This is a genomic window from Mycobacterium sp. 852002-51163_SCH5372311 (assembly GCF_001667115.1).
Taxonomy (GTDB): domain Bacteria; phylum Actinomycetota; class Actinomycetes; order Mycobacteriales; family Mycobacteriaceae; genus Mycobacterium.
Genome location: NZ_LZIJ01000100.1, coordinates 37,402 through 62,757, shown reverse-complemented (window position 1 = coordinate 62,757; position 25,356 = coordinate 37,402). Strand labels below are relative to the sequence as shown.

At 63.5% G+C, this 25,356-nt stretch carries 22 protein-coding genes; 17 read left to right on the top strand and 5 right to left on the bottom strand.

Annotation, left to right across the window (positions count from 1 at the left end):
* Nucleotides 1-174 precede the first annotated feature (174 nt).
* A complete protein-coding gene (locus tag A5791_RS13425) occupies nucleotides 175-1,560 on the bottom strand; it encodes an FAD-binding oxidoreductase (RefSeq protein ID WP_067237050.1) in 1,386 nt (461 codons plus the stop codon).
* Between the two features lie 111 nt (nucleotides 1,561-1,671).
* Nucleotides 1,672-2,526, bottom strand: a complete 855-nt coding sequence (locus A5791_RS13420; RefSeq protein ID WP_156661237.1) for a sulfurtransferase — start codon at nucleotides 2,524-2,526, stop codon at nucleotides 1,672-1,674.
* Between the two features lie 224 nt (nucleotides 2,527-2,750).
* Between A5791_RS13420 and A5791_RS13415 the strand changes: the two genes are divergently transcribed.
* From A5791_RS13415 to A5791_RS13400, 4 genes are all read left to right on the top strand, one after another.
* Nucleotides 2,751-3,230 carry a type II toxin-antitoxin system VapC family toxin gene (locus tag A5791_RS13415; protein WP_231995896.1) on the top strand — a complete coding sequence of 160 codons (480 nt, stop codon included), beginning with the start codon at nucleotides 2,751-2,753 and terminating at the stop codon, nucleotides 3,228-3,230.
* Between the two features lie 81 nt (nucleotides 3,231-3,311).
* Nucleotides 3,312-4,862, top strand: a complete 1,551-nt coding sequence (locus A5791_RS13410) for an aldehyde dehydrogenase family protein (protein WP_067237044.1) — start codon at nucleotides 3,312-3,314, stop codon at nucleotides 4,860-4,862.
* 74 nt (nucleotides 4,863-4,936) lie between these two features.
* Nucleotides 4,937-6,400, top strand: a complete 1,464-nt coding sequence (locus A5791_RS13405) for a protein kinase (protein WP_067237041.1) — start codon at nucleotides 4,937-4,939, stop codon at nucleotides 6,398-6,400.
* A gap of 82 nt (nucleotides 6,401-6,482) precedes the next feature.
* Entirely contained in the window at nucleotides 6,483-7,226 is a 744-nt protein-coding gene (locus A5791_RS13400) for a serine/threonine-protein kinase (protein WP_067237038.1), read from the top strand.
* A 3-nt stretch (nucleotides 7,227-7,229) separates the two neighbouring features.
* On the opposite strand, the gene A5791_RS13395 is transcribed toward A5791_RS13400, so the two are convergent.
* A complete protein-coding gene (locus tag A5791_RS13395) occupies nucleotides 7,230-8,471 on the bottom strand; it encodes a cytochrome P450 (RefSeq protein ID WP_067237035.1) in 1,242 nt (413 codons plus the stop codon).
* A gap of 153 nt (nucleotides 8,472-8,624) precedes the next feature.
* Between A5791_RS13395 and A5791_RS13390 the strand changes: the two genes are divergently transcribed.
* The 5 genes from A5791_RS13390 (at nucleotide 8,625) to A5791_RS13375 (ending at nucleotide 13,779) form a co-directional block, all read left to right on the top strand.
* Nucleotides 8,625-9,077, top strand: a complete 453-nt coding sequence (locus tag A5791_RS13390) for a VOC family protein (RefSeq protein WP_067237116.1) — start codon at nucleotides 8,625-8,627, stop codon at nucleotides 9,075-9,077.
* 372 nt (nucleotides 9,078-9,449) lie between these two features.
* Nucleotides 9,450-10,781 carry a DNA cytosine methyltransferase gene (locus A5791_RS13385; RefSeq protein WP_197504683.1) on the top strand — a complete coding sequence of 444 codons (1,332 nt, stop codon included), beginning with the start codon at nucleotides 9,450-9,452 and terminating at the stop codon, nucleotides 10,779-10,781.
* Complete coding sequence (locus A5791_RS13380) at nucleotides 10,778-11,878, top strand: hypothetical protein (protein ID WP_067237029.1); 1,101 nt, start codon at nucleotides 10,778-10,780, stop codon at nucleotides 11,876-11,878. The genes A5791_RS13385 and A5791_RS13380 overlap by 4 nt, the downstream gene beginning before the upstream one ends.
* Nucleotides 11,845-12,390, top strand: coding sequence for a very short patch repair endonuclease (locus A5791_RS25990; RefSeq protein ID WP_369828065.1), 546 nt, complete (start codon nucleotides 11,845-11,847; stop codon nucleotides 12,388-12,390). Before A5791_RS13380 ends, A5791_RS25990 begins: the two co-directional genes overlap by 34 nt.
* A gap of 177 nt (nucleotides 12,391-12,567) precedes the next feature.
* A complete protein-coding gene (locus A5791_RS13375; RefSeq protein ID WP_067237026.1) occupies nucleotides 12,568-13,779 on the top strand; it encodes a restriction endonuclease in 1,212 nt (403 codons plus the stop codon).
* A 361-nt stretch (nucleotides 13,780-14,140) separates the two neighbouring features.
* Here the strand turns inward: A5791_RS13375 and A5791_RS13370 are convergent, their stop codons facing one another.
* Nucleotides 14,141-15,718, bottom strand: coding sequence for a serine/threonine-protein kinase (locus tag A5791_RS13370; RefSeq protein WP_067237023.1), 1,578 nt, complete (start codon nucleotides 15,716-15,718; stop codon nucleotides 14,141-14,143).
* A gap of 191 nt (nucleotides 15,719-15,909) precedes the next feature.
* Between A5791_RS13370 and A5791_RS13365 the strand changes: the two genes are divergently transcribed.
* The 4 genes from A5791_RS13365 to A5791_RS13350 all read left to right on the top strand — a co-directional run bounded on the left by A5791_RS13365 (nucleotide 15,910) and on the right by A5791_RS13350 (nucleotide 19,762).
* Nucleotides 15,910-17,394, top strand: a complete 1,485-nt coding sequence (locus tag A5791_RS13365; RefSeq protein ID WP_067237020.1) for an MFS transporter — start codon at nucleotides 15,910-15,912, stop codon at nucleotides 17,392-17,394.
* Between the two features lie 10 nt (nucleotides 17,395-17,404).
* Nucleotides 17,405-17,971, top strand: coding sequence for a TetR/AcrR family transcriptional regulator (locus tag A5791_RS13360; RefSeq protein ID WP_067237016.1), 567 nt, complete (start codon nucleotides 17,405-17,407; stop codon nucleotides 17,969-17,971).
* A gap of 85 nt (nucleotides 17,972-18,056) precedes the next feature.
* Nucleotides 18,057-19,130, top strand: a complete 1,074-nt coding sequence (locus tag A5791_RS13355; RefSeq protein WP_067237013.1) for an oxygenase MpaB family protein — start codon at nucleotides 18,057-18,059, stop codon at nucleotides 19,128-19,130.
* Nucleotides 19,127-19,762, top strand: a complete 636-nt coding sequence (locus A5791_RS13350; protein ID WP_067237010.1) for a TetR/AcrR family transcriptional regulator — start codon at nucleotides 19,127-19,129, stop codon at nucleotides 19,760-19,762. The genes A5791_RS13355 and A5791_RS13350 overlap by 4 nt, the downstream gene beginning before the upstream one ends.
* 4 nt (nucleotides 19,763-19,766) lie before the next feature.
* On the opposite strand, the gene A5791_RS13345 is transcribed toward A5791_RS13350, so the two are convergent.
* A complete protein-coding gene (locus tag A5791_RS13345) occupies nucleotides 19,767-20,936 on the bottom strand; it encodes an acyl-CoA dehydrogenase (RefSeq protein WP_067237005.1) in 1,170 nt (389 codons plus the stop codon).
* A gap of 430 nt (nucleotides 20,937-21,366) precedes the next feature.
* Here A5791_RS13345 and A5791_RS13340 point away from each other — a divergent pair, with 430 nt between their 5' ends.
* The 4 genes from A5791_RS13340 (at nucleotide 21,367) to A5791_RS13325 (ending at nucleotide 25,240) form a co-directional block, all read left to right on the top strand.
* On the top strand, nucleotides 21,367-21,714 hold the full coding sequence (locus A5791_RS13340) for a hypothetical protein (RefSeq protein ID WP_231995895.1): 348 nt from the start codon (nucleotides 21,367-21,369) through the stop codon (nucleotides 21,712-21,714).
* Between the two features lie 55 nt (nucleotides 21,715-21,769).
* Nucleotides 21,770-22,543: an Rv3717 family N-acetylmuramoyl-L-alanine amidase gene (locus tag A5791_RS13335; RefSeq protein ID WP_067237002.1), complete on the top strand. Its 774-nt coding sequence runs from the start codon at nucleotides 21,770-21,772 to the stop codon at nucleotides 22,541-22,543.
* Nucleotides 22,544-22,624: 81 nt separating this feature from the next.
* Complete coding sequence (locus tag A5791_RS13330; RefSeq protein ID WP_231995894.1) at nucleotides 22,625-23,599, top strand: hypothetical protein; 975 nt, start codon at nucleotides 22,625-22,627, stop codon at nucleotides 23,597-23,599.
* Between the two features lie 69 nt (nucleotides 23,600-23,668).
* On the top strand, nucleotides 23,669-25,240 hold the full coding sequence (locus tag A5791_RS13325) for a protein kinase (protein ID WP_369828064.1): 1,572 nt from the start codon (nucleotides 23,669-23,671) through the stop codon (nucleotides 25,238-25,240).
* Nucleotides 25,241-25,356 lie beyond the last annotated feature (116 nt).

Genomic DNA, 25,356 nt, shown 5'->3' with positions numbered 1-25,356 from the left:
AGGACGAGCTATCACATCTTTCAGCCTTACCCCCGTGGTCACATGTGTCACTACAGCACCGGCGCGGCTGGCACCAGTCGTTTCCGGAAAGTGATAGCGCCGGCGATAGCACATTCCTGAGCCGACACACGGACTCTTTGCCGTGACTGGTGGGAATAGTGTGAGGGGGCGAGTTCACCCTTCCGGTGCGGCGAAGAGCACGTCCGGATTGAGGATGCCGGCCGGGTCGAAGCTCTGCTTGATGCGGCGCATCAGGCTGATCTTCGCGGGGTCTTCGAGCTCGAGGAAGTACGAGGTTTTCGCGCAGCCCAGGCCGTGCTCGCCGGAGATCGCACCGCCCAATTCCATTGCCAGCGCGAAGATATCGGTCATCAGCTTCTTTCGTGTGTCCGCATCCTTGCAGAAGATACCGAGGTGCACGTTGCCGTCGCCGGCGTGCCCACAGCCGATCACGGCAGCGCCCGCGGCCGAGGCCAAACCGCGTGCGGTGGCAAGGAATTTCGGCATCGACGCCCGTGGTACGACGGTGTCGATGATGTCGTCCGCGCCCGCTGCCTTGGCTGTCCAGAACGCCTTTTCGCGCGCCTCGATCAGCTTGCGCGCTGAGCCGCCTTCGAGCACGTAGGCGTCCAGCGCGCCCAGCTCTGCCAGTAGCTCACCGGCCCGCTCGACATCCTCTTCCAGCCGCTCTGCGGTTCGGTTCTCAAGTGCTACAACGAGATACGCCTGACAGGTCTCGCGGATCTGGTCCGGAATGCCCAGTTCCAGGTTTTGAGAGTAGACGAGCGCGGCCATCGTCATGTTGTCGATGTACTCGAGGATGTAGGGCACCAAGCCGCTAGCGAGAACCTGCGGCACCGCTGCCATGACTTGGTCGAAATCGGCGAACGGGGCCAGCACGCTGGCGCTGTGGTCCAGTCGCGGGTGCAGCTTGACGATCACCTCGGTGGCCAGGGCCAGAGTTCCTTCCGAGCCGACGATCAGCTGGGTCAGGTCGTAGCCGGTGGACACCTTGGCGATCCGGCCGCCGGTGCGGATGATCTCGCCGGTCGGCAGGACCGCCTGCAGCCCGAGCACGTTGTGGCGGGCCACGCCGTACTTGACCGCGCGCATGCCGCCGGCGTTGGTTCCGACGTTGCCGCCGACGCTGGAGGACAGCTCGCCGGGGTGAACCATGTACCGCAGCCCGGTGTCGGCGGTCGCGGCGTCCAGGTCGTTGAGCGTGACGCCGGGCTGGACGACGGCGACCTGGTTGGTGGTGTCGACCTCCAGGACGGCGTTCATCCGTTCGAAGGAAATCACGAGTCCGTCCGGGCGCGGGCGTGCCGCGCCGGACAGGCCACTGCCAGATCCGCGGGCGGTCACCGGAATGCCTTGTTCCGTAGCGGTTTTCAGGAGCTGAGCGACCTCTTCCGCGGTGGCGGGTTTGGCGACGTAGGCCGGCTTCCGCGGCGGCTTGCTCAACTCTTCGTCGTGCGAATAGTCGTCGGAGATTGCGTCGCCGGTCAGCAAGTTGTGCGCGCCGACGATTTCGGCGAACCGTGCGGTCATGTCGCTCATTGAAGGCCTCACCTTCTTACGCTTGCGCTTGCCCGTTTGCCTGCACAGCTTATTTGTCGGCAGCCGTGGACCGCAGGCGAGCGTCGCGAGTTAGCTCAGATCTTAAAGGCGCTACTCCGGTCCGCGAGCGACGGGACGATGAGGATCCGAACTCCATTCAGACCACGAGCCGGGAAACAGTGCGGCCTCGTAGCCGAGTGCGGCGAGTGCTGCGACGGTGATTGTCGCGGTGACGCCCGAACCGCAGTAGGCGCCGATTCTGTCGTCGCGGCCGATTCCGCTGTCGGAGAACAGTTTTCTGAGTGCGGCGTCGTCGGCAAACGTTCCGTCGCTGCGCAGTACCGCGCCGCTGGGCACGTTTCGCGCGCCGGGGATGTGACCGGCGACCGGGTCGACGGGTTCGGTTTCTCCTCGGAAGCGTTCGGGTGCACGTGCGTCGAGCAGCGTCACGTCGTCGGTGGTGCATTGCTCTGCGGTCAGTGTGGGTAGCGCTCCGGCGTACAAATCATCGTGCGGCACAGTCACATTCCCCGGCTCTGGAGTGACCGGGCCGGTTTCGAGGCTGCCTCCAGCCGTGCGCCATGACCCGAGGCCGCCGTCCAAAATGCGGACATTCGGTATACCGGCCGCGGTCAGTACCCACCATGCTCGCGCGGAACCGGCACTGTTCCAGTCGTCATACACCACGACGGGCACGTTCTGCCGTCCTCCCCATCGCCGTGCTGCGGCTTGCAAATTGGATCCCGTCGGCAGTGGATGACGGCCGCGCCCGGCGATTGTGTGGTCACTGAGTTCGTCTTCGAGTGACACGTACACCGCGCCGGGGATGTGGCCTTCCAGGTAGGCCGGGCGCCCGTCTGGCTCGTCGAGACGCCAGCGCACGTCCAGCACGCTGACCGGGTCGCCCGACTGGATCAGGCCGGCCAGCTCTGTCGCCGTGATGAGCACCTGGGTGCGTGGTGGCACCGAATACCTCCTCAACGTGTTTCCACGAGCCTATCCATTGCGGGTAGGGTGACTTGCAATGTGGCGCCAGTGGCGCCAAAATGGCGCCATGCCAAGCGTGCAGATCAAGGACGTTCCCGAGCACACCCATCGAGTTCTGCGGGAGCGTGCCGCGCGTGCGCATCAATCGCTACAGGAATACCTTCGAACCCGTCTGATCGCCGAGGCTGATCAACCCACCCTCGATGAAGTTTTCGACCGCGTCGCCGCACGCCGCGGTGGCCGGATTTCCTTTACCGCTGCCGTCGAAAGCGTTCGGGCAGAACGTGATCGTCGTTGACGCGAGCGTATTGGCAGTAGCGCTCTGCGACGATGGGCCAGATGGCCGACGCGCCCGGGAACGGTTGACCGACGAAGCGCTCGTTGCTCCCGAGCTCGTCGACCTCGAGGTGGTCTCGGTGTGGCGAAGCCATGTTTCCGCAAAACTGATGCCCGCGCGAAGAGCCGTCGGTGCAGTTGCGGATCTGGCTGAGTTGCCACTGCGTCGTTCTTCGCATCGGCCGTTGCTGCATCGCATATGGGAATTGCGGCATGTGGTTACGCCGTACGATGCTGCATACATCGCCCTGGCCGAGGCACTGAATACCGTGCTCGTCACGGCTGACGCACGTCTTTCCCGTGCCTCGGGAGTCAATTGCCAGATCGAGGTCATCGGTGGCCCGTGATTGCACCTCAACAAGCCTGGTTGTCAGCAACCCAGCGCCGTATCGTTGTTCCAGCAAACAATCCGGCCGGAGGTGACGGCGATGAGTATGGACACGCAAGCTCGAGAAACATCGGTCGGAACGGAAGTCCCCCGCGAAGTGGTGGTGACCTGCCCCGCCACCGGAGAACGCCTCGGCAGCGTGCCGATCGCGACGGCCGCTGAGGTAGGGGACGTGGCCGCTCGACTGCGGGAAGCGCAGCCAGAGTGGCAACGATTGGGAGTCGACGGGCGCGCCAGCTGGATGGGCAAATGGCGCGACTGGCTGTTGGACCACGCCGACGGATTGAGCACGCAGGCGCAACTCGAGGTGGGTAAGTCCTGGGGTGATACCTCTGCCGAGCTTCTGTTGGGGATACAGGTCACCAACTATTGGATGGACAATGCAGCGAAATTCTTGGCCGACGAGTCGGTACGGCCATGGGGGACCGCGAACGCGGCCAAGAAGCTGACCGTCGTTTACGAGCCGTACCAGCTCGTCGGCGTCATCACCCCGTGGAACGGCCCGTTGGCGGCGCCGCTGCTGGATATCCCCGCGGCGCTGATCGCAGGGTGTGCCGTGCTGTCCAAGCCGTCAGAGATCGCGCCGCTGGCGTGGCAGGCCGCGGTCGATGGCTGGAAAGAGATCGGCGCTCCCGGCGTGCTCGACCTCGTCAATGGTCTTGGGGAAACGGGCGCCGCATTGGTCGACGTCGTCGACTACGTGATGTTCACCGGATCGGTCAACACCGGACGGCGCATCGCCACTGCGGCGGCGCAGCGCTTGATCCCCTACAGCCTGGAGCTCGGGGGGAAGGACGCCATGATCGTCTGCGCCGACGCCGACATCGACCGCGCCGTCGACGGCGCGGTGTGGGGCGCGTTCAGCCTCACCGGCCAGGCGTGCATATCGGTGGAGCGCCTGTACGTCGAAGAGCCCGTCTACGACGAGTTCGTGCAAAAGCTGGTAGCCAAGACTTCGCAGCTGCGTCTGGGGATGGACACCAAACACGACTATTCCTGCGAGGTCGGTTCCATGGCGACCGAGCAGCAGCGGGCCATTGTCACGCGCCATGTCGAGGATGCAGTGAGCAAAGGCGCCAAGGTGCTCACGGGCGGGAAGGCGCGTGAGGAGGGCCTGTTCTACGAGCCGACGGTGCTGATCGACGTCGACCACGGCATGGACTGCATGCGGGAGGAGACGTTCGGTCCCACGCTGCCGGTGATGAAGGTGCGCAGTGCCGCCGAGGCGATCGAGAAGGCCAACGATTCCAGGCTGGGGTTGGCCGGGAGTATCTGGACGCGTGACAAGGCCAAGGGGATGGCGTTGGCGCGTCAGATGAACACCGGAACGGTGACCATCAACAACGTGATGATGGGCATCTTCCAGTTCGGCGTGCCATTTGGGGGCTGGAAGGACTCGGGCATCGGCTCCCGATCGGGCGGCGCCGAGGGCATTCGGAAGTATTGCCGTGCGAAAAGCATTGTGGCCGAACGGGTCGCGACGAAGAAAGAACCCATGTGGTACCCGTATAGCCGCAGGAGGGGCAAGATCCTGGAGGCTGCCGGCAGGTTCATGTCAGCTCGGGATTGGAGGCGCCGGCTCGGGCGCTGACGTAACCTCGCGCGTTAGGCGACTGCTCGATCCGGGAATCCCCGAGCGGTCAGCGCAAGCGAAGGGATCGTCACATGTTCAGGCCGCATCGCGGCTCACGTCTCGGTACCCGGTTCGGGCCCTACGAACTGCAATCCTTGATCGGCGCAGGCGGAATGGGCGAGGTATACCGCGCCTACGACACGACCAAGGACCGGACCGTCGCGGTCAAGCTGCTGCCCCCTGAGTTCGCCGCAGACCCGTCGTTCCAGGAACGATTCTTGCGAGAGTGCAGGATGGCGGCGCGACTGCAGAGCCCGCATGTCATCCCGGTGCACGACTTCGGCCAGATCGACGGGGTGCTCTTCATCGATATGCGGCTGGTCGACAGCGGCAACCTTCGGGAGTTGTTGCGCGAGCGTGGTGCGCTCGATCCCAGGCAGGCGGCCTCGGTGACGGCGCAGGTGGCGGCGGCGCTGGATGCCGCGCATGCCGAGGGGCTGGTCCATCGCGACGTCAAGCCGGAAAACGTGCTGCTCACTGGCGATGGGTTTGCGTATCTCGGCGACTTCGGCATCGCTCAAGCCGTCGGCGATACCGGTGGACCACTCATGGGGTCTGGCGCCTACATGGCACCCGAGCGGTTCAGCGGCGACGGGGTCGGGCCACAGAGCGACGTCTACTCCCTGGCGTGCGTGCTCTACGAATGCCTTACCGGTGATCCGCCGTTCGAGGGCGCGGACGTCCGGGAGTTGGCTGAGGCGCACATGCGCTCGCCGGTGCCGCGGCCCAGCATCATGCGACGGGGAATCGCCAAGGCATTCGACGACGTCGTCGCCATCGGTATGGCCAAACAGCCTGCGGCGAGATTCTCGTCGGCCGGAGAACTGGCCGCTGCTGCCACGGCGGCATCGTCGGGGGACCCGGTGGTCGTACCGCCGTCTACGCCGAGCACGCGCCCGTTCGCGGCGAGTTACCCAAACCCGGAGGACACGGGCAGCAGCCCTTACCCGCCGTTGCCCGTGGTTGCGCGGGCCCGGCGTCTGAGCCCGGCGCCCCTCGTCGTAGGCGGGCTGGCGGTGGTGATGCTGATCGTCGCGGCGGGTCTGGCCGTTGTCTTGGCTCTTGGTAGTGGTCGCAACAGTTCACCGCCGCAGACTGCGACGGCCGCACCTCCGGCGACGTCGAGCGCGCCCACCACGACAAAGACGACGATGCCGTCGCTTTCACGGCCCGTCCAAGGTGCCGACGGGCTGGGCTTCGTCGGCCATTCCGCCCGCTGCGACGCGGGCAACCCTCCGGCCGCGGTAGCGCGAACCGCCAAATCTCTTGCGGTGGTGTGTCAACGCGGGCCCGACAGCTTCTACTACCGCGGCGAGCGGATCCGCGATGGCGCCAATATCGAACTGCCCAACGCGGTTCGGGTATCAGGCGGATTCGACGTGACGAACCCGGCCGACGGCACCCGCTACGAGGTGGGTCCCAAGCGGCTGCGAATCATCAGCAACGGACACGTCGATTCCTCGGAGCGGGTGCTGCAATACGCGACGGCGACCTGACAATTCATCACGCGTCTAACGTTTGGCTTGCAGGCTCCGCGGCTATGCGCCGTGCAAGACGGAATCGAACGGATGAATGGGAATGCAGCACCAACAGGGATGTGGCACCAGCGGGGTGGTGATGGCGCCGGGCGGGGTCCTGGGGGACGGTCGCTACGAACTGCGCGGTGTGCTGGGACGCAATTCGATGTCGGAAGTGCGTGACGGCTGGGATCTGAAATTGAGCCGTCCCGTCGCGATCAAGCTGCTGTATTCCGGCGTCGATGATCCTCTGCTGTTGGAGACGCGGGTAGCCGCGCAGCCAACCGGTCAGCACGTGGTGGTGGTTCATGACCTTGGCCAGCACGACGGGTTGCCGTTCATCGTGATGGAGCGCCTGCCAGGAGTGTCGCTGGCCGACTGCATGGCTCGCGGGCCGCTGGCACCGGAATTCGTTGAGGTCGTCCTCGACGGCGTCTTGGACGGTCTTGCCGAAGCGCACAGCGCCGGCGTCCTGCACCGCGACATAAAGCCGGCCAACATCTTGTTCACGGCACGGGGGGAAGCCAAGCTCGCCGATTTCCGTGTCGCCAAAATGCTTGACGTCGCGTACTTCACGGCCGAAGGGATGGCTTCCAAGGCAGCGACGGAGGCCGACGATCTGTATGCCGTCGGCGTGGTGGGCTATGAGGCACTGACGGGTCGGCCGTTAGCGGATAAGTCACCGCCGCCGGTAAGTCTGTTGCGGCCAGATGTGCCTCCCGGTCTTGGCGCCGTGATCGAACGAGCGATCGCGCGCGGCTTCTCCCAGGCCGACGAAATGCGTGCCGCGTTGATCGACGGTTGACGGTCAGGTGGCTGTGAAGGTCACCGGCAGCCTGCCCAAGCCGGTCATGCTCGGGTTGCCCAGGTATTGGTGCACGCCTTCGAGGTCGACCTGGTAGTCCGGGATGCGGTCGAGGACCGCCTTGACCATCACCTCGGACATGAGTCGCGCCAGGTGGGATCCGATGCAGCGGTGCGGTCCAAGCCCAAATGCGAGGTGGCGGTTGGGTAGTCGGTCGAGAATGATCTCGTCGGGTCGGTCGAACTCCTTTTCGTCGTGGTTGGCGGCCAGCCAGCTGATGACGACTTTGTCGTTTCTTCGGAGGTGTTGGCCGTTCATTTCGATGTCTTTGGTGACCGTGCGGCTCAGGGTTTGGTTGACGGAGAAGTAGCGCAGGAACTCGTCGGTGGCCGTGCGGTAGAGCTCCGGGTGGTCGATGAGTTGTTGCCGCAGCTCCGGGTGGGTGCCGAGATGCAGCAGGGTCAGCGCGGTCTGGGAGGTGGTGGTGTCGACGCCGCCGCCGATGAGGTTCCAGACGATGTTGAGCAGCTGTTCGTCGGTGAGGCGGTGTCCGTCGAATTCCCACTGAAGGAGAAAGCTGGTCAGGTCGTCTTTGGGCTGGGCTTTCCTTGCGGCCGCGAAGTCGAGGACGCCTTGCATCATTTGCGGGACTTGCGAGATGGCGTTGATGTACTCGTCGCTGTCTTGGGGGACGGCCATGACGGAGTGGAAGAGGTTGGCGTAGAGCTGCCAGTTGTCGTACGGCAGGCCCATCAATTTCATGGTCAGGATGGCCGGGGCCGGGCCGGCGTAGTCGAGGACGAGGTCTATTTGTCCATCGCTGATTTTCTGGTCGAGGAACTCATGAGCCAGTTGCTCCATGAACGGTTTCATGTTCTGCACGGCGCCTGGCGAGAAAAATGGGGCCAGCGCGTGGCGTAGGGCCAGATGGTAGGGGCCGTCGATCTCACCGATGCCCAGCGCCGGTTGACCTTCGGGGCGCGGGACGCCCATCTCGCCCTGGTAGTCGATTCCGTCGTCGGCGTTGGGTTCGTATTTGTGAGCGAAGGTGTCGCCGTCTCTGGCGGCTTGACTGACGGCTGCGTAGCTGGTGAGGAACCAGAAGCCGCCGTAGTTCTCGTTCCATGCGACGGGGCATTTTTGTCTGAGTTCGGCGTTTCTGGCCAGCTCGTTGAGGTTGTAGTCGTCGGAGTGGTGATCGAAATCCACTATCGCGTCTGGGCTGATGTCCGGGCGGGTGGTCATCCAAAAGACCTCTTGCGCAAGGGGATTAGTGATGCTGCGGTAGTGGGTGTTTGATTGGCTATCTTTGCATTATTACGCATTTGAGTATGCGGCGGTAGCGTTAGCTGGCCCGCGGTCATGGCCGACGGCCGGTACGAGCGACAGAAGGTTGTAATGGCTAGTCATCGAACGGTTTTCAACCACGTCGGGTTGTGCGTCGCGGATCGCGAGCGATCACGTCGCTTTTACGAGGGCCTGCTCGGGTTTGAGTTCTGGTGGGAGATCGACCCACCCGACGACCGCACCGCCCCGCTCTTGCAGCTGCCCGAGCCGCTCGGCGTGCATGCGACATATCTGGTGCGGGACGGGTTTGTATTGGAACTTATCGACTACGCGAAACGTGAAGTTCATGCCGGGCCGGAGCGGGTGATGGATCAGGTGGGGCTAACGCATCTGTCGTTTTCGGTGTCTGATCTCGAAGGCGTATTGTGCAGGGTCGCGGAGTTCGGGGGAGCCGTGGTCGACGCGAGCGTGACGGAGGGGTCGGCGATGATCCGCGATCCGGATGGCCAGTTGCTAGAACTGCTGTCGGATGACTGGCTTTCGGCCTTGCCGCCTCAGCCTTAGCGCGGTTATTACGCGCTCGCTTTCAGTGCGCCGAAGCGGAAGATGAAGCGCTACCGAAATGACTACGTTGAACGACGCCCTGCAAGCCGGCTAAGCGTCCCGAAGGCCGGTTCCTTCGCTGAGAGCGCTGCGTCGTGCGAAAACTCTCGTGCAGAAAGCAGAGCTAGAGGCCTACTCTCCTCGGCTGCGTGAGCCTGTCCGTGCCCAGGCTTATGGCGCCGTCCACGGACCGACCTGCTAGTGGCTTGCGGGCTACGGTGCGACGGGGCGCGCCTTAACAGGATTAGTCGCCCCCGCCATGTACGGTCACAACCGTGATAGCGCTCCGGCCTCCGTTCGCGTCAACAATCACGAGGCCATGAGGACTGGCGCGTGACTACCTCGTCTTTAAAGCGTCGCCGCGCCGGCAAGCAACCAACGTCTTATCGTGTGGTCGACCTCTTTGCCGGTGCTGGCGGACTTTCTGAAGGATTCCGGCAGGCAGGGTGCGGCGTCGTCGCCGGCAATGATAACGATCCCGACGCCGCTGCGACATACGCGTTGAACTTTCCTGAGGCTACGACAGTAGTCGGCGATCTGCGTAGGTCCTCAGTGCGAGAGCAGGTCCTCGCTGCCGCGCGGGGTGTGGACATCATTGTCGGCGGCCCCCCATGTCAAGCGTTCTCCCAAGTCCGCAACCACACGCGCCTGATTGATGATCCACGCAACTCCTTATACCGAGAGTTCGTCCAAGTAGTTCGCGAGGTACTGCCTGCCGCGTTCCTAATGGAAAACGTGCCTGGCATGGCGCAAATGGGAATTAAGGAGCAAGTGACTGAGGACCTCTCCCTCGACGGCGAGTACCTGGTTACACCTCAACTCGTAGACGCAGCCGACTTCGGTGTACCGCAGACGCGAAAACGCCTGCTCTTTATCGGCATCCGTAGCGCGATGCGTGCTTCGCCGCACCAGCTCACAGGATCAGGGATAACTGCTCATGTGCAGCTCGCCCGAGTGGTGAACGACACGACCGAATACCATTTGGCTGCTCGGCCGAGCGACGACGCGGCGATGCTCCGTCGGCTGGACGACCCATACGACCTGACGGCCGTCACAGCGCTTCAAGCCATCGGTGACCTTGAAGGTCTGGTGCTGGGACGCCGAGCGGATACCCTGGCAGATGGACTGCCGCCCGCCTCCTCGGCATATCAGAAGCTCATGCGGAGCAATGGGTCTGCGAACACATTGGAAAACGTGTCCGTGCCGCGCGCAAACGCCGATACTATATTGCGGTTGCGTTCCATCCCGCCCGGCGGTAACCACCGAGACCTCCCTGACGAACTGCTCGATCGATACCTCACCGGCGCTAAGTGGGGTCCACACAACGGAACCGGAACTCTTAGCCGGCGTCACTACTACGCGTACCGCAGGTTGCATCCGGCAATTTGGGCATGGACGTTGAATACCAAAGCTGACTCTGTCTATCACTATCGCGATGTTCGGTGCCTCTCAGTGCGCGAGTTCGCTCGTCTCCAGTCGTTTCCCGACCGGTTTGTATTCACTACTGATCCAAGACGCGGTCCACTGAGTGGTCGGATAGACGGCGGCTCTGCGCACTCGCGATACCGGCAGGCCGGCAACGCAGTACCTCCTCTACTCGCGGCGGCAGCAGCGCGCGAGATCGTGTCACTGCTGCAGGCATGGAGCCAGGCGCAAACGGCATGAGCGACAACGGCGAAGGCCTTGCGGACGAGACTGGGCAGGTAATCCAACGCGCCTTCGGGGCAGACAACCGACATCGTCTGTTGAATCGGTACTTCAGCAATGCTGGTGCCGTCGAGCCGTCTACCGCGTGGGAACACGTGTACCGGCTCTTGCTGTGGCTCGACCCGACTATCGGCCTGGCACATTGCTACGAATCCGACAAATGCCGGCCGGGCCGGCCCTGGTACGCCCGGTCCCTAGCGTTCCATGCTTGGCTGGCCGATGCCCTCGGAGTGGATGCCGGTGACCTTGGTGATGAAATAGACATCCTGTTCCGCTGGGCGACCGAGGGCCTCGCAGCGGCAGCAAGTGCGCAGCGTGGTGAGAACGCGGCGAGGGCAGAGGAACAGCGCTCTGCTTACAGCGCGCGACAGATGCCGTTACCAGGGGAGGACCCCGAACTTGTCAAATTGATTCTTGACACACTTGGCGACTGGCTATCCAAGGACCCCCCCGAGGACATACTCCGCGACCTGACCGAGCGCATTCGCCTGCATGTGACCCAGGAGAACAAGCGCAAGAATCTTCTGGGTGAAGGATTCGAAGACACGGTTGCCGCGATTCTGCGTCGCATTCCCGCCATCGCCGAAAAGTACGAGATTCGTGTGCGCCCATGGCTGGATGAACTACCAGGCTTCTATGCGCCGCGCGCAGGCGAGAAGCCACGCCAGGTCGATCTAGCGCTCATCCGACCACCCGAGGACTACCGCATTCTTATTACCTGTAAGTGGTCGGTTCGGAGCGACCGTGAAGAACAATTCGCAACCGACTTCGAGGCTTACGCACGATACGAGTCAGCAGGACAAGCTTTCGACTACACGCTGCTCACCAACGAGTTCGACCCGGCCCGGCTGGCGGCGGCGTGCGAGAACCGGCGTGGGCCAACCTTGCTGTTTACCTCCGTGGTGCACATCAACCCGGATGGTCTGGGGGCCGCGTACAACGCACCGGTTCCCCGGCGGGGAGAAGGCATCAGACGGGCTCTCGAACACTTGGAATCCGGGCGACTTGAGAGTATCGAGCAATGGCTTCAGGGGCTCATCCATCACGCTACTTAGCCAGTGGGCGCGGCAACGCAGCCGCTGCCCGCCGGCAAAAGGCGCACGAACGAGGCATGGTGCCGCGCCCGGCGACCGAGGGCCGGTCGCGCAACCAACAGGCTATTAAGCGAGCTGACACGCGTCCGGAACTCCGTCTTCGATCGCTTCTTCACGCCCGAGGTCTTCGATTCCGCAAGGACTACCGGCTGCTTTTGTCTGACGGTGCAAAGGCACGGCCTGACATCGTCTTCACACGGGCAAAGGTTGCTGTCTTCTACGACTCCTGCTTCTGGCATGCATGCTCCCAACACGGCCGACAACCGCGCGTGAACAACTGGTACTGGGGTCCGAAACTTGCCCGAACTGCGGAGCGTGACAAGAAGACAACCGCCGCCTTGGAATCGCACGGATGGCTAGTGATACGCGTTTGGGAGCATGATGATCTTGCCGACGCTGTCGGTCGCATTGCGACCGCCGTCCAGTTCCGCAACCGCTCCGCCCCAACCGCTTCTCCCCGTGCCAAGGCCTAACCGTTAGGGCCTCTTCGTCCGCCTGCTGAGATGGCGCGTTGCCAATATGTACGATGACGCGGCTGCCGAATACATACGAAGTGAGTCGGTCAAAACAGCTCGGCATGTCCCGATCGAGCCAGATGAACAGCGTCGATCGGCCACGAATCTCTCCGTATTCCCAGTACGGTTCCTTACATGGGCGACAGTGGCCGGGCAGTTCCATTTGAGGAACTTCCGACCTCGGACTTGCACCTCGAGGCGGTATACCTCGGCGGCAGTCAGAAGAATGTCTCAGATGACCCGCTCAATCGCTTGGTTCGCGGGGTCGGAAACCAAGGCGGGTTCCGCCATGTCGGGTCACCGTGGCAGAAAACTGTACGGGTGTCGGTGCTATACACCAGCGGCGAGGAGGTCGATTGGCCAGACTGCCTTGACCCTCAGACTGGCGAGTTCACCTATTACGGCGACAACCGGACGCCTGGTCACGAGCTACATGACACGCGTCGTGGTGGCAACGTTCTCCTCAGAGACGCCTTTGAGGCGGCGCACGGTGCATCAGAATACGACCGGCTTCGCGTCCCGCCGTTCCTACTCTTCGAGAAGGCATTCCCAGGCAGGGCCGTTCGTTTTCGTGGCCTGTTGGCCCCCGGCTCAGCGACACTTGCTCCCGATGAAGAACTGACAGCGATCTGGAGGAACAAGAGCGGACTACGATTTCAGAATTACCGCGCAAAGTTCACTGTGCTCGACGTGGCAACGGTTTCCCGCTCGTGGCTAGACGCCGTCAGAGGTGGCGCCCCCACGACCACCGACGGCTGTCCTACGCCGTGGAGAAATTGGGTGGAGGGCCGCGTCTATACGCCCCTCATCGCGCCGCCCACTATGGTCGTGCGAAGTCGCGAGCAACAACTTCCAGACGACAAGGTGGGCGCAAGCATCCTGTCGGCTATTCGTCACCACTTTCACGGCCGGCCAACCGATTTTGAGGAATGCGCCGTTGAAATCTGGAGGATGATAGCCCCTGGCACGGGGAACTGCTATATCACGCCTCCCCGTCGAGACGGCGGCAGAGATGCCGTGGGCGAGTACCCACTGGGGCCGCTCGCCGATCGCATCATCCTTGACTTTGCACTTGAGGCGAAGTGCTACGCCGCCACAAATTCGGTCGGCGTGAAAGACGTCAGTCGACTCATTGCGCGGCTGCGCCCCCGGAACTTCGGGGTATTCGTGACGACTTCGTACTTCGGCTCCCAGGTGTACGACGAGGTCCGATCCGACCAGCACCCGATCGCGCTCATCTGCGCACGAGATGTTATAGAAGCTCTTCGCGAAAAAGGCTACGGGGATGTAGCGGCAGTTCAGGCGTGGCTGACCAACCGGTTCCCCAACCTAGCGACAGCGCCGTGAAGGTGTAGCTGTCTTGCCGCGTGGCGGTATTTCCTTGCGTTCCGGCGGATTATGAAGTCATGGCGCTGGAGTGGATACCAATCGGCATGACCTATACCGAGGTCGACGGCGACGGGACCAAGGAGTACCGCGTGCCGCTTCAGCGAAAAGACCACGATTACATCTAGTGGTATTACTGTGCCCTACTCGACGTCTACAGGAGCGTCGATGCCATAGGGCGATGGTCGCTGAGCTTGAAGATGCGGTCGACGCACGAAACAGGCGATCGGATAGTCTGTGGCCGGCGTCTGAATCGAAAAGTGGCTGTTTTTATAGAGTTTCGGCTCATCGACGCGATCTTGTCGTTCGACCCAACAGCTACTCAGTTGTTGTACGCCGTACTTCCAGCGACCGGAGCCGTCGTACTCACGATCTTGGCGATGCAATGGTCCCGATCAAACCCTTTATCCCGGCACCACGCCAGCGCACCCGCCGAGTTCGGAAAAGTAATGCCCGCAATGGTGACCCAAAAGTCAGCATCGGAGAATGTCGACCAGTCACCCGACCACAGCAGCCTGCCCGAGTAACGCTGCCGTAGCTGCTGGTGCTCTTGCAGCGCCATGGCGTTGTCCCACACCACTCCGTTGTCTTTAATGCCAGGTCGCTTCGAGCTGAGCTGCGGCACCCATTTGTCCGCCAGCTGGCTGGCCACGAAAGACCGGTCACCATCAGCGATTTGACGTAGTTGCTGTGTGGGATCTTGAGACGTCGGGGCAACCGTTCGCGACGAAGTTGTCGACGGTGACCCGGTGTCATACGTGTTCGAGCTGGGCGTCGAGTAACTGATCGTCGGCTGAGTTGCGTTGTCCGACCCGGAATTTCGGCTAACCAGCACACCGATCGTCGCCGCAACAACGATCACAACCACCGCCGCCGCTACTGCGACAACGATCGGCACTACGGATCTTGACGAACGCTCCTCGGAAGCTGGGGTAGCAGCCACACGATCGGGACCCGTTCCAGGAGAAGGAGAATACGGCTGAGGCCCACTGGGAAACCCGTAATTCGGGGGAGGAGGCGCGGTGCGAGGCGGCCCATACCCGCCGGCCGGCATCGTCGGCGCGGCGCGCGGGCCCGTCGGAACATCTGTAAGCGCACGCGTGGCGGCGCGGCCCAACGCTCCGGCGCTGCCGTAACGATCATCTGGCTCTTTCGCCATGGCGCGAGCGATGACGTCGTCAAGAGACGCCGGGACAAGAGGATTCACCGCACTTGCTCGCGGCGGCGGCATCGAGAGGTGACCTGTGATGACTTGCTCACTCGGACCGGGAAACGGCTTGCGGCCCGTCAACGCCTCGTAGAGAACACATCCCAGCGCGTAGATATCGACAGCCGCTGTGGCCGCCTGCTCGCGGAATCGCTCCGGCGCCATGTAATCGAAGCTGCCGATGTGATAACCCGTCATCGTCAGATGGGTGTCGCCGCGGGCTTCGGCGATACCGAAGTCCACCAAGTACGCGAAATCGTCTGCCGTGACAATAATGTTCTGCGGTTTGACGTCGCGATGGATCAGCCCTTCGGCATGGGCAGCATCCAAGGCCGCCGCAACTTGCCGAACGATATCGACCGCCCGTTTCGGTTCCAGGGCTCGCACCTTGAGCATCTCGGCCAACGTCTGACCCTGAACCAGCCGCATGTCGATGTACAGCGTTTCGTCGATCTCGCCCCAGTCGTGGATCGGGATGACGTGCGGCTCTTGCAGGACGGCGGCGGCCCGCGACTCGCGCAAGAACCGCGTGCGGAAGGTGTCGTCTTGCGCGTACTGATCGGCAAGCACCTTCAGGGCAACGGTCCGGCCCTTGTCGGTGTCGTACGCCTCGTACACCTCGCCCATGCCGCCCTTGCCCAGCATCCGGTTGATGCGGTATTTGCCGAACGACCCGCCGACCAGCGACTTCACGGAACCCCCTGCCTTGATGCGCTCCGGTAAGTATCCGCTGACAAGGGTCCAGCTCGCAGACGTTTGCGCAGGATTGACCCCGGCGAGCAGACGCACAATCGCACTCGTCAGGCCCGCAGAACGCGACTTTGCGTCCGCTCACCCAAAAACCGGAGGTGCGATTCGCCGCCGCAACGGGTAGTGAAGAACCCATGAGCGAAGGCGTGCAGACCGGAACCATCACCACGCAGATACCGGCACGGCTGGACCGGCTGCCCTGGTCGCGCTTCCACTGGCGCGTGGTCGTCGGCTTGGGCGGGGTGTGGATCCTGGACGGGCTCGAGGTCACGATGGTCGGCAACGTGTCGGCGCGCCTCAAGGAGCCGGGCAGCGGCATCGACCTCAACGCCGCAAACATCGGCATGGCGGGGGCCATTTACATCGTCGGTGCATGCTTAGGTGCATTGTTCTTCGGTCACCTGACGGACCGCTTCGGACGGCGCAATCTCTTCGTGCTGACCCTTGTGCTGTATCTGACCGCCACCGTTGCGACCGCATTCGCCTTCGCCCCTTGGTATTTCTTCATCACGCGCTTCTTTACCGGCGCGGGCATTGGCGGCGAATACGCCGCTATCAACTCGGCGATCGACGAACTGATCCCGGCACGTCTGCGCGGTCGCGTCGACCTGATCATCAACGGGACCTACTGGCTGGGTTCCGCCCTCGGGGCGGCCGGCGCGCTGGTACTACTGGACACGTCGAACTTCCCGGCCAACATCGGATGGCGGCTCGCCTTCGGCATCGGCGCCATCTTCGGCATTTTCGTCCTCGTGGTGCGGCGCAACGTTCCGGAAAGTCCGCGATGGTTGTTCATTCACGGGCGCAATGACGAAGCCGAACAAGTCGTCGGCGAGATAGAAGGCGAAGTCCAACAGCAAACCGGCGAACCATTGTCCGAGCCGCAAGGGCGACCACTGAAAATCAGGCAGCGCGAGACGATCTCGTTCACCGAGATCGCCAAGGTGGCATTCAAGCTCTATCCGGAGCGTGCAGTGCTGGGACTGGCCCTGTTCATCGGGCAGGCGTTTCTCTATAACGGCGTGACGTTCAATCTCGGCACGCTGTTGAATGAAAAGAACTTCTACGGCGTGCCGTCGGGAAGTGTGCCGCTGTTCTTCATTGTGTGGGCGCTGAGCAATTTCCTCGGCCCCTTGTTGCTCGGGCACCTGTTCGACACCGTCGGCCGCAAGCCGATGATCGCGTCGACGTACATCGGTTCGGCGGCCGTGGTCGTCGTCCTCGCGGTGCTGTTCGTGACCCAGACTGGCGGTCCCTGGACTTTCATCGCTGTGCTCGGAGCCGCGTTCTTCTTGGCGTCGGCGGGTGCGAGCGCGGCCTACCTGACCGTCAGCGAGATCTTTCCTATGGAGACCAGGGCGCTGGCGATTGCGTTCTTCTACGCAGTGGGCACCGCGATCGGCGGTATCACGGGGCCGTTATTGTTCGGCGAGTTGATCAATTCGGGGCAGCGCGGTCAGGTGGTGTGGTCGTTCCTGATCGGGGCCGTCGTGATGGCAATCGCGGGGGTAGTCGAAATCTGGCTCGGTGTCGCAGCCGAACGACGGCCGCTGGAGGAACTGGCGTTGCCGCTGACCGTGGCCGACGCCGAGAACGAGGACGACGCGAGCCACCCGTAACCTTCACGGTGTGGCAGCACGCAAGCCCCAGTCCCGCCTGACGGTCGAGGATTGGCTGCAGGCGGGCTACGACTTGCTCGCCGAGCACGGCGTACGCGCTTTGAAGGTCGAACGCCTTTGCCAGCGCGTCGGTGTCACGCGCGGCAGCTTCTACTGGCACTTCGAGGACATGGAGAGCTATCGCGCCGCTCTCGTCGAGTCATGGAATGCGTTCCTGGAAGACGACCGGCGCTCGCTTGCCGAACTCGACGCCCTGCCACCTCGAGAACGGTTGTCCGCCATGATGACTGCGCTCACCAGCCCACAACATTGGATGCTGGAACGTGCCATGCGCGAATGGGCGCGTACCGACCCCGTCGCCGCCGCCAATATCCGTGCGGCCGACGGACGCCTGCTCCGCTCCGTCACAAAGGCTTACGCGGACTACGGCTTCAGCCCGGCAGACGCCAAGCTGCGCGCCGAGTTGACCTTCGCCGCCGGAATCGGGCTGCTGCACCTCGCCGGCTCGGCCGCCCAGGCGCAAAAGGCGGCCCAACGCGAACGCTTCCTCGACCTCATGCTGACCGATCCGACGTAGCCGTCAGCTTGACACGCGAACCCTAGAGCGAGTTATCCTACACGTTGTCGGAAATTCCTACACAGTGTCGGAAAAAGGGGCGCACATGGGCGGGATCCGCGACATGATGTCATTACCGCAGGTCAAAGCGGCCGAAGACTACGGCTTCTTCGGCCCAGACTCGGTGACCTGGAAGGTGTGGAGCTACCCGACGTCGCTGACCGTCGGCTTCCAGCGCTCGGTGGTGATCGAAGAACTCGACCCCGCTCTGGTCGCTGCCGTCGACAAGACCCACGAAATCTACAAGCGGCCGCGCACCCGCTACGACCGCACGCTGCGCTATTTCTCGATGGTGGCGTTCGGCGACAGCGCATCCACCGTCAAGGCCGCCGATGTGTTGGTGAAGATCCATTCGAAAGCTGTCGGCACCGACGAGGTGACCGGTATCCGCTACGACGCCAACGACCCGGCGTCACAGCTGTGGATCCACCTCACGGCATGGCACTCCATCCTCGTCGCCTACGAAAAGTACGGGCCCGGCAAGCTCTCGCCGGAGGAGGAGCGGCAGTACTGGGCCGAGTGCGCGCTGGCCGCCGAACTGCAAACCTGCGATCCGGCCGACGTGCCGACGACACGTGAGGGCATCCGGCAGTACTTCGACGAAATGCGGCCGCAGTTGCTGGGTTCCGACATCGCCAAGAAAGCGATGAACCATCTGCTGCGCGCGGAGGTGATGCTGCCGCCGATGCCGCCACTGATGCAGCCCGGTGCCCTGCTGGTCGCCGCAGTCCTGCGCCGCGGAACGCTGGCCACAATGCCGAAGTGGATGCGGCAGATGTCCGGTCTCCCAGTCAATCCCGTGCTCGACGCGGCAGTGGTCCCGGTTTTGCGTGTCGCGTTCAAGACGATCAGCATGAGCACCCGATTCCAGTTGATGCTGTTGCAGTTGCTGTCTCCCACCACCGTTGCGGTCGCGGCACCGGTGCTGTGCTCGGTGCCGGCGCAGAATCCGGTGACCACCACGCCGCATGAGGCGCAGGCCCGGCTCGGCTTCGATGCTCCCGCGTTGGCGCACAAGCAGTTCCGCGACCGACAGAAGGCCCGGGTGTTCGACCAGGGCCTCACGCCCAGCGACGACGGCATCATCGAATCCCAGCCGATCCTCGGTTCTGTGGTGTGACTCCGCGCAGCGCGCCGCGTGAACGCCCGCGGGCCGAACACCTCGGCCCGGAACGCCGCCGGCCCCAGGTGCTCGACGCGGCGCTGGAACTTGCTGCGGCCGAAGGGGTTTCCGCGGTCACCATGGGAGCCATCTCGGTGCGCATGGGAGTGAGCCGGCCGGTCGTCTACGACTGCTACAGCGGCCGGGGTGACGTGCTGCGCGCCCTGCTCGATCGCGAGACAGACGTCGCACTCAACGCGCTACTGGCGATCCTGCCGCCGTTGAAGACGACGTCGGTTGAGCAGATGTTCGTCGACGGGTTCCGATCCCTGCTCGACGATGTCAAGCGCCGCCCCGCCTCTTGGCGTATCATCTTCGCCAATGATCCCGAACCGCTTCTCGCCGAGGCGATCTCGCATGGCCGGCGACGAATCCGCCAGCAGGTCGCGTCGGTGATGTGGCCGCTGTTCGAGCGCTGGCAGGTCGACGACATCGACCGCGTCGCTCCGGTACTCACCGAGATCTTCGTCGGAATGTGCGAAACGGCGGCGCGAATGTTGCTCGAGCAGCCAGATGCGTGGTCGCCGGAAGCTCTCGCCGACATCGTCGGCCGCGCTGCGTATCGCGCTTTGCGTGCGCGCGCATGTTGATTGGTCAGACCATCGCGATCGGTGAGATCTTCGCGCCGATCGCCAGCGCGCCGGCCAGTTCACAACTCATGTCGTAGTCGAACACCACGTGCCCGGCGGCGATGTCCACGTCACGCTTGAAGCGCTGCATGGGGTTCGACAGGAATTGCGCGCTGGCACCGGAAGCTTCGAGTAGATCGGCGATGATCGCGCGGGATTCGCGCACGGTGTGGGCCGCGGCGAGCCGTGCATCAGCGCGCACCGACCGGGTAACACGGGTGCCCTCGGTAACCAGTTGCTCTATGCCGTCGGCGGTTTCGGCGACGAGTGCGCTGAGGGCACGCAGCCGCACCCGGGCATTCGCCAGCCGGATCTGCGCCGACGGCTGATCCTTCTGCGCCACGCCGCTATACGCCAACACGCGGGCGCTCAGCCGTTCGGCAAAGAGTTCCGTCACCCGTTCGGCGGCCCCGAGCACCGGCATCGATGCCACGAGTGCGAGTGCGGGAACCATTGGCCACCGGTAGGTGGGCACCCCGTGCTCGCGTGCGCCGGGCGAGGTGCCGCCGTAGATGTCGGCCACGGCGACAATGCGGTGCTCGGGCACGATGACGTCGGTCACGACGACATCGTGGGAACCGGTGCCGCGCATGCCCGCGGTGTGCCAGACATCGTCGACCGCGACCTCGTCGGCGGGCACCACCACGAGCGCCGGATCGATCCGGTCTGTTCGCTCGATGAGCGCGCCGACGATCACCCAGTCCGCGTCCATCGAACCGGTCGCCCACGACCAGCGACCGCTCAGGCGTACACCGCCATCGGCCGGGGTGCCACGGCCGGTCGGGGCCAGGGGAGCCGGCGCCAGGATGGGTCCGGAGGCGAAGACTTCGTCCTGAAGCTTCGGGTCGAACAACGACAGCATCCAGTTGTGCAGCGCGTAGAACCCCAGTGTCCAGGCGCTCGACGGGCATCCGTGCGCCATTCGCCGAATCGGTTGCAGCAGTTCGGGAAACGATGCTTGAATGCCGCCGTAGCGGCAAGGGAGCAGCAGGCGGAGCATGTCCGTTTGTCTGAACTCGCTGACCGTCGCCGCGGGCAGGCGGCGCAGCCGCTCGGCCTCCTCCGCCCGCTCCGCGAGGCGAGCGACGAACTCGTCGGTAATCCCATACGTCGGACGGCTATCGACCAGCGACATGCCGTCACCGTACCATACTATTTTGTATGTACATACGAGCGATGTTTGCTGCCAGCTAACCCGTTGCGCCACCGAAAGTTAACTGCCGCGGTAGCACTTGCCCGAGCGGCGCGTGTACCGGTACTCATAATGTCCGCCGTGACGTATGCTCCGACTTGGTCAAACCGCCGCGTAAGGGAAGACATCGACTGTGTTGCGTAAGCTGCGTATGGCCTGCGTGACGCCTGTTGCGGCATGTGTCTTGTTCGGCTGGCCTGCAATGGCGAGCGCAGACGCGCAGTCTGCCTGCGCCGACAAGGCCTGCCAATCCCGCAGCGACGTGGTGCATCCGGCCGTCTACCAGCAGTGCGTGATTTATCAGGGGAAACGAATCTGCCGGCACTGAATCGCTGACACCAATTCTGTCGGTGCCCCTGAGTAGCTTGCGGGCATGAGTGCTTCCAAGGCGAACGCGAACGGCGGGTTCGGTGGCGTGCTGGGCGTGTTGTTCCTCATCGCCATCATCGTCAAATTCTTCTGGTGGATTGTCGGGGCGCTGGTGCTGGTCGGCCTCTTCTTCCTCGGGCGGGCCATCGCGCGCTGGCATCGAGAACGCGTAGCTGAATACGCGCAATATGCGAATGCGCTCGCCGCCCGCGCCGACGAGCAGCACGATTGGGTGCTGCAAGGCGACGACCGTGGGATTTACGGCATCGAAGGCGCCAAACTCATGCACTATCTGTATCCGGCGCTGGACGCGGTGAAGCGACCTATCGCGCGGTCTGGCCGCGACCCATAGCGCCGTCACCACGGCATGAAGGGCGCGTCGACGACGTGGTTGTTACCATCGCGCGGTGAGCGATCCGTACGGCCTGCGACCGGTTACCAGGCGCGGCATCCTGAAATTTGCCGGTGTCGCGCCGGTCATACTGGGCGCCATGTCGATTGACCCCCCACGCGCTACGGCCGGCATTGCCGGGATGGCGGTTTTCCTCGACCCCGGCCACAACGGGGTGGTCGACGCTTCGATAAGCCGCCAAGTTCCCAACGGCCGCGGCGGAACCAAGCAATGCAACACGTCGGGGACGACTACCAGCAGCGGCTATCCAGAGCATGCGTTCACCTGGGACGTCGTCGGGCGGATAGCGGCGGCGCTCAACGAGCTCGGGGTACGCACACAGCTGTCGCGGGATAACGACAGCTCGGTGGGACCGTGCGTCGATCAGCGTGCGGCGCTGGGGAACGCGATGCATCCGGACGCGATTGTCAGCATCCACGCCGACGGCGGACCACCGTCCGGTCACGGATTCCACGTGAACTACTCCAGCCCGCCGCTCAACGGCGCCCAATCCGGTCCCGCGATCCAGTTGGCGCATACGATGCGCGATGCGTTGGCCGCCTCCGGTATGCAACCGGCCAACTACATCGGCTCCGACGGGCTGTATGGGCGCGCGGATCTGGCCGGCTTGAACCTGGCGGAGTACCCGGCGATTCTCGTCGAACTCGGCAATATGCGAAACGCCGAGGACGCCGCCAAGATCGAAAGCGCGGACGGCCGGGCGCAATATGCCGCGGCGGTCGTCAAAGGGATAACGACCTTTCTCGGCGCGAAAGCAGGCACCGGCTAGCGGTCGTACGTTGACATCAAATGCTGAAGTGACGCATCGTCAACTCACGATGTCAGCAATACGCCGCGATAGGCGCCGACCATGACGGTCACCGGAAAGCCCGGTGGCCGGCACAGCCGAACTCCCGAACCGCGCCGAACCTGGCGGGGAAAACGTGCGATCGCAATTGGTGCGACGCTGATCGTGATGGCCGCGATCGTGACGTTCGCCGCCGTTTTCACTTACCACCACGCGCCACGACCCGCCGCGAAGCCGTCAAACCAAACGCCGACCAAACCGCCCGGCCCGGCGGCGTCCCAACCGTCAGCGCCCGCAGCGAGCTCGCCGCCGTCGTCCAGCGACCCGTTGACCGCAGAGTTCGCCGCCTTGCAGGCCAGAGTGAACGCCAAACTGGGCGTTGTCGTCGGTGCCGTCGGGGGCGGCCAAAACCTCACGACGTTGGGGGAGTGGAAAGAGGGAAAGGCCTGGTCGACGATCAAAGTGCCGCTGGTCATCGCGGCATATCGGCAGCAAAACCCCCCTCAAGTTACCGACGCGATGCGAGCCGCCATCACCGAATCCGACAACGCGGCAGCCGAAAGCGTCTGGGCTCAACTCGGTGAGCCACAAACGGCCGGCCAAAAGGTCGAACAGGTTTTGCGGGAAACCGGCGATCCGACCACCGTCGAGTGGAAACGGGTGCGGCCGCCGTATACCGCTTTCGGGCAGACCGATTGGTCGCTTACCAATCAAGTCCGGTTCCTCGCCAGCGCCGCCTGCAACAGCAAGAACGACCCGATATTCGCTCTGATGGGGCAGGTCGTGGCCAACCAGACTTGGGGGATCGGAGATATTCCGGGCACTCAGTTCAAAGGAGGATGGGGTCCGTCGCCGTCCGGCAATTACCTTGTGCGACAGATCGGTATCCTCATCACCCCGACGGGAAAGATCGCGGTGGCGATCGCCGCGGAACCTGCTTCGGGGCAATTCAACGACGGCACAAAGGCTCTCGGTGAGGTAGCGCACTGGCTGACGCAACATTACGGGTCGCTGCCCGCCGGAAAGTGCGGTGAGTGACATGAACACCGTTGCGCCGCAAATTCCTCGGCGACGAGCCGCATATTGCCCGTGCGGGAGGAGGTGACCGTGGCCGATTCGCGTGTCGGTACGACATTCGGCAAGTACAAGATCGTCGGCGTTGTCGGCAAAGGCGGAATGGGCGAAGTCTATGAGGCGTATGACAACGAGATCGGCAGAACCGTCGCACTGAAGATCATCAAAAGTCAGTACGCGGATGACCGCAGGTACCGCCTGCGATTCGAGCGAGAGTCACGCGCCGCGGCGAAACTTCAAGAACCGCATGTCATCCCGATCCATGGCGTCGGTGAGATCGACGGTTGCCTGTTCATCGACATGCGGCTGGTCCGCGGGACCGACTTGCAGACCATTCTCGAAGAGCAGCCGCTCGATCCGGAGCGAGCCGTCTCCATCGTCAGTCAAATCGCCGCGGCACTCGACGCGGCGCACGCCGACGGGCTGATCCATCGCGACGTCAAGCCACAGAACATCCTCGTCACACCAGCCGATTTCGCGTACCTGGTCGACTTCGGCATCGCCGAGGTGATCGGCGATACCCGCCTGACGCAGGCCGGTGCCCGGATCGGCTCATGGGCCTACATGGCGCCGGAACGATTCGGCGACAAGGAGATCACCCCGGCCGTCGACATCTACTCGCTGGCCTGTGTGCTCTACGAATGCCTGACGGGCGCACTGCCATTCGCGACCGGCAGCCAGCAGGCCGTGATCGCGGCGCACCTGACGGCAGCACCGCCTCGACCGAGTGTCACGAATCCGAGCGTCCCGCCGGCCTTCGACGAAGTCATCGCCCGAGGCATGGCCAAAGAACCAGACGATCGGTACGGGAGCGCGGGCGCATTGGGGCGCGCGGCCACTCGGGCATTGCGGGGCACCGGCACCCAAACCGCCATGCCGGAAGCAGCGCCGACCCAGTGGACGTCGCGGCCGGCGGCGCAGCAACGGCCGCCGGCACAGCGGCCATCGCCGCAGCCCAGATCGTCCGCGCCGCAATACTTCCCACCATCCGGCCCCGATTCGGCGCCAACGGAAGTTGCCCCGGTCGCCTACAGCGAAAGGCGCGGCGGGTCACGGTGGGTGCTGCCGACCGTCATTGCCGTCGCGGCTGCGCTTGTTCTCGGAGCGGTCGGCATCATCATCGGTCTTCTCGCAAAGATGAATTCGACGCCGGCTCCGACCGCAGAGCCTTCGAGCTCGGCCAGATCCCCTTCGGTCGCGTCGAGTGGAATCCAGTCGCCCCTGACTTCGACCGAGTCGCTGCCCAGCGGGAACGTACCTCCGCCGTTCATGACCGGACCGGACGCAAGTCCCGACCGCAAAACGTGCGACGTTCTTCAACTGCCGGACAGGACCGGATTCGGAACGCGTGCCGGGCGCGGGTCATCCCGAACTTCCTGCTTCTTCGCCAATTCCGTGCTCACCGCGTATTGGGGCACATACGGCAATGCGAGCCTCGCGGCGCGGACCGTGTCGGCGCCGGGCGCTGTTGCTTGCAGCGGCCTCGCGGGCGTCAGTTGCGACCCGATCAATTCCCGCAACTTCCTCATGCAGTGCGCAGGCGACGGCTCCAATCCGTGGATCAAGTGCACAGGCGGACAAGACGCTGTTGTCTACCTCTGGTAACTCGGCGAGTAGACACAAAAGCACCGAAAATTGGCCGATTTCGCGTGCTTTTGCGTCTGCTCGCTAAGTGAAGCCAATCGACCCCATAAACTTCATTTAGTCATATAAGTGAGGTT

Excerpts from the sequence above, each read along its gene's own strand:
- A5791_RS13390 (WP_067237116.1), top strand. The coding sequence starts at position 8,625 with ATGGCTAGTCATCGAACGGTTTTCAACCACGTCGGGTTGTGCGTCGCG.
- A5791_RS13355 (WP_067237013.1), top strand. The coding sequence starts at position 18,057 with ATGGGCGGGATCCGCGACATGATGTCATTACCGCAGGTCAAAGCGGCC.
- A5791_RS13425 (WP_067237050.1), bottom strand. The coding sequence starts at position 1,560 with ATGAGCGACATGACCGCACGGTTCGCCGAAATCGTCGGCGCGCACAAC.
- A5791_RS13415 (WP_231995896.1), top strand. The coding sequence starts at position 2,751 with ATGAAGTTTTCGACCGCGTCGCCGCACGCCGCGGTGGCCGGATTTCCT.
- A5791_RS13380 (WP_067237029.1), top strand. The coding sequence starts at position 10,778 with ATGAGCGACAACGGCGAAGGCCTTGCGGACGAGACTGGGCAGGTAATC.
- A5791_RS13405 (WP_067237041.1), top strand. The coding sequence starts at position 4,937 with ATGTTCAGGCCGCATCGCGGCTCACGTCTCGGTACCCGGTTCGGGCCC.
- A5791_RS13330 (WP_231995894.1), top strand. The coding sequence starts at position 22,625 with ATGACGGTCACCGGAAAGCCCGGTGGCCGGCACAGCCGAACTCCCGAA.
- A5791_RS13340 (WP_231995895.1), top strand. The coding sequence starts at position 21,367 with ATGAGTGCTTCCAAGGCGAACGCGAACGGCGGGTTCGGTGGCGTGCTG.
- A5791_RS25990 (WP_369828065.1), top strand. The coding sequence starts at position 11,845 with ATGGCTTCAGGGGCTCATCCATCACGCTACTTAGCCAGTGGGCGCGGC.
- A5791_RS13375 (WP_067237026.1), top strand. The coding sequence starts at position 12,568 with ATGGGCGACAGTGGCCGGGCAGTTCCATTTGAGGAACTTCCGACCTCG.
- A5791_RS13400 (WP_067237038.1), top strand. The coding sequence starts at position 6,483 with ATGCAGCACCAACAGGGATGTGGCACCAGCGGGGTGGTGATGGCGCCG.
- A5791_RS13365 (WP_067237020.1), top strand. The coding sequence starts at position 15,910 with ATGAGCGAAGGCGTGCAGACCGGAACCATCACCACGCAGATACCGGCA.
- A5791_RS13410 (WP_067237044.1), top strand. The coding sequence starts at position 3,312 with ATGAGTATGGACACGCAAGCTCGAGAAACATCGGTCGGAACGGAAGTC.
- A5791_RS13395 (WP_067237035.1), bottom strand. The coding sequence starts at position 8,471 with ATGACCACCCGCCCGGACATCAGCCCAGACGCGATAGTGGATTTCGAT.
- A5791_RS13345 (WP_067237005.1), bottom strand. The coding sequence starts at position 20,936 with ATGTCGCTGGTCGATAGCCGTCCGACGTATGGGATTACCGACGAGTTC.